The sequence below is a fragment of the Yinghuangia sp. YIM S09857 genome, assembly GCF_051388915.1.
Classification (GTDB): Bacteria; Actinomycetota; Actinomycetes; order Streptomycetales; family Streptomycetaceae; genus Yinghuangia.
This window is the reverse complement of record NZ_JBPKBH010000007.1, coordinates 287,165-294,340: the sequence shown is the minus strand read 5'-3', so window position 1 is coordinate 294,340 and position 7,176 is coordinate 287,165. Positions and strand designations below refer to the sequence as shown.

General features: G+C 75.0%; 4 protein-coding genes. All 4 read left to right on the top strand.

All coding sequences use genetic code 11. The features are described from left to right. Positions 1–81: 81 nt before the first annotated feature. The 4 genes from rsmH to ACRX5S_RS17550 all read left to right on the top strand — a co-directional run bounded on the left by rsmH (position 82) and on the right by ACRX5S_RS17550 (position 7,095). Entirely contained in the window at positions 82–1,122 is a 1,041-nt protein-coding gene (rsmH, locus tag ACRX5S_RS17565; protein ID WP_436774056.1) for a 16S rRNA (cytosine(1402)-N(4))-methyltransferase RsmH, read from the top strand. After that, complete coding sequence (locus ACRX5S_RS17560) at positions 1,119–1,631, top strand: cell division protein FtsL (protein WP_436773877.1); 513 nt, start codon at positions 1,119–1,121, stop codon at positions 1,629–1,631. The genes rsmH and ACRX5S_RS17560 overlap by 4 nt, the downstream gene beginning before the upstream one ends. A 1,754-nt stretch (positions 1,632–3,385) precedes the next feature. Then, positions 3,386–5,170 carry a peptidoglycan D,D-transpeptidase FtsI family protein gene (locus ACRX5S_RS17555; protein ID WP_436773876.1) on the top strand — a complete coding sequence of 595 codons (1,785 nt, stop codon included), beginning with the start codon at positions 3,386–3,388 and terminating at the stop codon, positions 5,168–5,170. A 74-nt stretch (positions 5,171–5,244) separates the two neighbouring features. Next, positions 5,245–7,095, top strand: a complete 1,851-nt coding sequence (locus ACRX5S_RS17550; protein ID WP_436773875.1) for a UDP-N-acetylmuramoyl-L-alanyl-D-glutamate--2,6-diaminopimelate ligase — start codon at positions 5,245–5,247, stop codon at positions 7,093–7,095. Positions 7,096–7,176 lie beyond the last annotated feature (81 nt).

The window sequence follows — 7,176 nt, the reverse complement described above, 5'->3', positions numbered from 1 at the left end:
ACCTCCGACCGCGCGCCGCCGGGCCCGGCGGCCACCCGAGCCCGCCGCCCCGACCGCGGCAGCACCACCGAAAGGGTCGAGATGAACGCGACCGCCAAGCCTCCCGCAGCGCCCGGCGGTACCTCGTCCCCTTTCGGAGCGCCGGACGCCCCGGGAACCCCCGGCAGCGGCGGCCACGCACACGTCCCGGTCCTGCTCGACCGCTGCGTCAACCTGCTCGCCCCGGCGCTGGAGGACCGGCCGGGCGCGGTCGTCGTCGACGCCACCCTCGGCATGGGCGGCCACAGCGAGGCGCTGCTCACGCGCTTCCCACAGGTCCGGCTCGTCGGGCTCGACCGCGACCCCGAGGCGCTGGCCCGGGCCGGACGCCGCCTCGCGCCGTTCGGCGAGCGCTTCACGCCGGTGCACGCGGTGTACGACGAGTTGCCGGCGGTGCTGGCCCGGCTGGGCGTACCGCGCATCGACGGCATCTTGTTCGACCTCGGCGTCTCGTCGCTGCAACTGGACGAGGCGGAGCGCGGGTTCGCGTACGCCCAGGACGCGCCGCTCGACATGCGGATGGATCCGACGCGGGGCATCACCGCGGCCGAGGTGCTGAACACCTACCCTGCCGCGGACCTCGCGCGGATCCTCAAGGTGTACGGCGAGGAGCGGTTCGCGCGCCGGATCGCCGACACGGTCGTGCGGGAGCGCGAGCGGGAGCCGTTCACGGACAGCGCGCGGCTGGTCGACCTGGTGCGGAACGCCATTCCGGCGGCGACCCGGCGTACCGGAGGAAACCCGGCGAAGCGCACGTTCCAGGCGCTGCGCATCGAGGTCAACGAGGAACTGCCGGTCCTGGAGCGCGCCCTGCCGGCCGCGGTCGCGGCGCTGGCGGTCGGCGGCCGGATCGTCGTGCTGTCGTACCACTCGTTGGAGGACCGCATGACCAAGCGGGCCCTGGCGGTCGGCGCGACCAGCAAGGCGCCGCCGGACCTGCCGGTCGTGCCGGACGAGCTCAAGCCGACCCTGAAGCTCCTCACGCGCGCCTCGGAGGGGGCGACCGAGGAGGAGGTCCGGCAGAACCCGCGCGCGGCGTCGGCGCGGCTGCGGGCCGCGGAGCGCGTACGGGAGGACTCGTGACGAGCGACCGGTCGGAGCGCGCGCCGGCGCGGAGTTCCGCGGGGGCGCCGACGTCGCGGACCCCCTTCGTGCTGCTGATGGTGCTGCTGCTCGGCGGCGGCCTGCTGGGCCTGCTGCTGCTCAACACCGCGCTGAACCAGGGCTCGTTCGAACAGTCGCGGCTCAAGAAGCAGAACGCGCGGCTCAGCGACGAGGAACAGGCGCTGCGCCGCGAACTCGAAGCGGTGTCGGCGCCGAGCGAACTGGCGCGCAAGGCGGAGGAGCTGGGCATGGTGCCGGGGACCACGCCGGTGTTCATCGACCCGGTGACCGGCCAGATCTTCGGAACGCCGAAACCGGCGTCGCCGCGGCCCACCCCGACGCCGACCCCGCCGACCCTGCCGACGACGCCGCCGCAACCCACCATCCTGCCGAGCGCGACCCCGGCCCCGCCGGCCACCGCGACGGCACCGGTGCAGCAGACCCCGGCAACGCAGCCGACCGGCCAGACCGCGCCGCCGCCGCGCTGACCGCGCCGCCGCCCACGACTCGCCGCGGCCCTCGGGACCGCGGCGGCGAAGGAGCCCACCGGCCCCGTGCTCGGGACGGGGCCGGTACGGCTCCGCTCGGAACCCGCCGCGGCAACCGCGCGTCGTCGGACGTGCGGCGTGCGTGAGATGTGCGCGCACGACGGCGCGTCGGGTGGCGGACGCCCGGCTCGGGGGCGTTGGTTGGTGCGTGGCGGACTGCCGGTGAGGTCGGGAGAAGCGAGATGCAAGACGGGCGTGGGCGCGACGGCGACGACGAGTCCCGCGACGACGCGCGGGACACGCAACGCGGGGCCGGCCCGGCCGACAACGGCCCGGGCGGCTCCCGCGCGGGCGGCGAGACCGGTCGCACCGGCCCGCGCGGACGGCACCCGGGCGACCCGCGCAGGCCGCCTGGGCCGGCGGACGACGGGAGCGGTGGGCGCGAGCGTCGACCCGACGAGCCCGGACGCGGCGGTGCGGGTGCGGCTCGCGGGTCGAACGGACGTACGGACAACGGCGATCCGCGACGGCGCCGACCGAGCGGCCACCCGGACGGCAGTGCCAACACCGGCGGCGCGCTGGGCGGCTGGGCCCGCCGCATGCTCCGCGGCGACGACACTCCTGCGAGCGATCGCCGCCTACGCGCGAGGGACGGCGAAGCCGGAGGACGGGACGAGCGGCGTGCGGGGGACGGACGCAGCCGCCGAGAAGGCGACGCACGCGCGGCGCGGGGGTCGAACGGACGTGCGGGGGGCGGCGATCCGGGCGGTGCATCGGGCGGAGGTTCCGATCGCGACGGCGCGGCCGGTGGCGGCGGCCCGGGCAACCCGCGGCGCCGATTCGTCGGAGGCGGGCAGCCGAGCGGGGGGTCGGCTCGTCCGCGTGAGCGCGAGTCGGGCGACGCGCGAGGGTCGAACGGGCGTGCGGGGAGCGGCGATCCGCGGCGCCGATTCGTCGGCGGCGGGCGCCCCGGCGGGTCGGACCGGCGCGAGGGGCGTTCTGCCGCCGACGAGCGCCGTGCCGCAGCGGGCGGCGACGGCGACACGAACGGCGGTGCGGCGGGTGGGGGTTCAGGACGCCCCCGCCGATTCGCGGAGGACCCGCGTAGGCCCGGCGCCGATGCGCGCGGCAGGGGTGACCGAGAGCGACGCGACGGCCGTGCCGTCGGAGGCGCGCGCGAGCCGCGGGAGTCGAACGGACGGGCGGGCGGCGGCGCGCCGGGTGGGAACGCCGATCGAGAGGGCGGCACAGGCAGCCCGCGGCGCCGGTTCGCGAGCGGCGGCCGGTCGAGCGGTCGTCCCGACAACCGCGTCGACGCGGACAGGCGTGAGCGTCGCGGCCGTCCCGGCGATCGCGGGGGTGTCGGGGGCGACGTGCGCGGGTCGGACGGAGCTGACCCCGGTGGCTCGCGTGACCCGCGTGGGGCCTCACTGCGGCCCCATCGCCCGCGACGTCCCGGCGACGGCGGCCGACCGCGAGACAGCGACCGCGCCGTCGGCGAAAGGCGTGGGCCGAACGGACCTGTCCGGAGCGGCGATCCGGTTGATTCGCGGGACCGGCGTCCCGGCAACGGTCGGGCTGCGGATCCGCGGCGGCGGGTTGTGCGGGGAGAGGGAGCGTCCCCTTCCGCTGAGCGGCGGCCGCCGCGGTTGCGGAGTGTTCCGCAGGCCGGGGCCGGACGGCCGCCGGTGCGGCGGGAAGTCCGGCGGGAGCGGGAGGCGGTGCCGCGGGAGGTGCGGCGTGGGCCCGTTCGGGTGCGGACGCTGCGTCTCGGCGACCCGAAGCGACGGCTGCGTTTCGGGCTCATCGGGCTCGGGATCGTGCTGACGCTCTTCGTCGGTCGCATTGTCCAGTTGCAGGCGCTCGACGCCTCCGCATACGCGGCCGACGCAAATAGCCTGCGTATGCAGACGGTTCGCCTGCCGGCCGATCGCGGCACCATTGTCGACGCGAACGGCGTGACCCTCGCGACGTCGGTCGACGCGTACGACATCACCGCCGATCCGACGCAGGTGCAGCAGTACAACCCCACCGCGACGGCACAGGCGATCGCACCGATTGTCGGCGGTGACCCCGTCAAGATCGAGGAACAACTGCGGACGCCGAAATCCCGTTACGTGGTTCTCGCCAAGCAGGTCGACCCCGCCGTGTGGACCCGTATCAAGGAGGCGCAGAAGAAACTCTCCGACGAGAAGCGCGACGATCTCGTCGGCATTTACGCCAGCCCGCACAGCAAGCGGATTTACCCCGCCGGTTCGGTCGCCGCGAATCTCGTCGGATTCGTCAACGCCTCGGACAAGGGCGCCGGCGGCCTCGAACTCGCCCTCGACAAGCAGCTCGCGGGGCGCGACGGCAGTGTCACGTACGAGAATTCCCTCGGGCGCCAGATCCCCACCGCCGGGAAAAAGGGCAAGGACGCCGTCGCCGGTGACAACGTGCAGTTGACCATAGACCGCAACATCCAGTGGTACGCCGAGCAGATGATCGCCCAAAAGGTCGCCGAAGCCGGCGCCGAGAGCGGCACGGTGGTCGTCCAGGACGTGAAGTCCGGCGAAGTCCTCGCGATGGCCACCGCCCCCGGCTTCGACCCGAACAACCTCGGCGCCGCCAACCCCGCCGACATGGGCAACCGCGCGATGCAGGAGGCGTACGAGCCCGGCAGCACCAGCAAGGTCATGACCATGGCCGCGGTCATCCAGGAGGGCAAGGCGGGGCCCGAGACCCAGGTCATCGTGCCCGGGACGCTGCCACGCGCGGACCGTGTCTTCCACGACGACGTCGACCACGGCACGTGGTACCTGACGCTCAACGGCGTGCTGGCCAAGTCCAGCAACATCGGCACGATCCTGGCCGCCGAGAAGCTCGGCCACGACCAGGCCGCCGCCAACGTGAAGCTCGACGAGTACCTGCGCAAGTTCGGCATGGGCTCGAAGAGCGGGATCGGCTTCCCCGGCGAGACCGCAGGCCTGCTCCCGCCCCCGCAGAAGTGGGACGGTGCGCAGCAGTACACCATCCCGTTCGGCCAGGGCCTCTCGCTCAACTCGCTCCAGGCCACCAGCGTGTTCCAGACCATCGCCAACGGCGGCGTGCGCATCAACCCTACGCTCGTGAAGGGCACCACCGGCCCCGACGGCAAGGTCCGCCCGGCCCCCGCGCCGCAGCGCACCGAGGTCGTCAGCCCCGAGACCGCGCGGACGGTGGCCGACATGATGGAGTCCGTCGTCGCCGACGACGAAGGCACCGGCAACAAGGCGCAGATCCCCGGCTACCGGGTCGCCGGGAAGACCGGCACGGCCAACCGGGTGGACCCGAAGGTCGGCGGCTACAACGGCTACACCTCGTCGTTCATCGGTTTCGCGCCCGCCGAGAACCCGCAGATCGTGGTGTCGGTGACCATCCAGGCGCCGGTCAACGGCAAGTGGGGCGGCACCCTGTGCGCGCCCGTCTTCAAGGACGTCATGTCTTTCGCGCTCCAGACCCGCAAGATCCCGCCCGCCGGGACGGAGTCGCCCGAGATCCCCGTGGAGTGGAAGCGGTGACGGCTCCCGGCGGCGGCGTCGGGGCCGTGCCCGGCGTGCTTCGACAGCCCGCAAAAGCAGGTAGCCTCACCGCCGTGCCCGATCGAGTTCTCCGCCGTCCCGCCCGCGTGCGCCCCCGACCGTTGTCCGGCCTGTACGACCTCCTCGGGGCGGACCCCGGCCCGGCGGGGACGGCCGGGGAGCCCGCACCCGCCGGTGTCGTGCTCACCGGCGTGACCCACGACTCCCGTGCCGTACGCCCCGGCGACCTGTACGCGGCACTGCCCGGCTCCCGCGCGCACGGCGCCGACTTCGCGGCCCAGGCCGCCGGTCTCGGCGCCGCCGCCGTGCTGACCGATCCGGACGGCGCGGAACGGGCCCGCGCCGCGGGCCTGCCGGTCGTCGTGGTCGACGACCCGCGCTCCCGCCTGGGCGAGGCGGCCGCATGGGTCTACGACCATCCGGGTGGCGCGCTGACCCTCTTCGGGGTCACCGGCACCAACGGCAAGACCACCACCGCCTACCTGCTCGACGGCGGCCTGCGCGCGGCCGGGCACGCCACGGGTCTGATCGGCACGGTCGAGACCCGGATCGGCGACGTGGTGGTGTCCAGTTCCATGACGACGCCCGAGGCCCCGGACCTCCAGGCGCTGTTCGGCGCGATGGCGGAGAACGCCGTGACCGCCGTGTCGATGGAGGTCTCCAGCCACGCCCTCGCGATGGGCCGGGTGGACGGCACGGTGTTCGACGTCGCGCTGTTCACCAACCTGACGCAGGATCACCTGGACTTCCACGGCACGATGGAGGAGTACTTCCGGGCCAAGGCCGACCTGTTCACCCCTCGGCGGGCGCGTGCGGGCGTGGTCGACGTGGACGACGAGTACGGCCGCGCCGTCGCGGAGGCATCGGCCATCCCGATCGCGACGGTGTCCCCGTCCGGCGCCCCCGGCGCCGACTGGCGCGTCGAGGACGCCGAACTCGGCCCCGACGGCAGCCGCTTCCGGCTGGTCGGCCCCGACGGCGTGAAGGCGGACGCGTCCGTGCGCCTGCCCGGCCCGTTCAACATCGCCAACGCCGCGCTCGCCGTCGTCGCGCTCGTCACCGCCGGGATCCCGGTGGACGTCGCGGTCGCCGGGGTGGCCGCCGTCCCCGGCGTGCCCGGCCGCATGGAACGCGTCGACGAGGGCGCCCCCTTCACCGCGGTCGTCGACTTCGCGCACACCCCGGACGCGGTCGAGACGCTGCTCGGCGCGCTGCGCGAGGTCACCGCGAACCGGCTGTACGTGGTGCTCGGCTGCGGCGGCGACCGCGACCGCGGCAAACGCCCGCTGATGGGCGCGGCGGCCGTGCGCCTCGCCGACGTCGCGGTCCTGACCAGTGACAACCCGCGCTCGGAGGATCCGATGGCGATCCTCGGCGAGATGGTCGAGGGCGCCTCGGGAGCTCCGGAGCCGCACGGCGAACTCGTGGTCGAGCCGGACCGCGCCGCCGCGATCGAGTGGGCGGTGGACCGCGCGGAGCCGGGCGACGTCGTGGTCGTCGCGGGAAAGGGCCACGAGCAGGGCCAGAAGATCGGCGACGAGGTGCGCCCGTTCGACGACCGCGTCGAACTGCGCGCCGCGCTGCGCCGCCGCCTTGAGCGCGACCCGCGGCTCGGCGGCGGAGCGTCCGCAGGCACCGCTCCCGGGGCGCCCGATCGCGCACCGGGTGCCGGTGGGAGGATCGACGCCGTCCCGCCCGGCGCGGCCGACCCGTCCGACGGGGCCGTCCGGCCCGGCCGGGCCGCTCCGACCACCGACGCCGCCACGACCACCGACCCCGCTGCGACCGCCGGACGCACCCCGGGCCCCGCTTCCGCCCCGACCACCGATCGCGCGGCGCACGCCGCCGCGGGCGACCGCGCCGTGGCGCCGTCCGAGTCGCCGCTTGAGGAGACCGAACAGTGATTGCCACGAAACTCGCCGACGCCGCCGCGGCCGTCGGCGGGCGGCTTGCCGGGGGCGCGGACCCCGAGGCGCTGATCACCG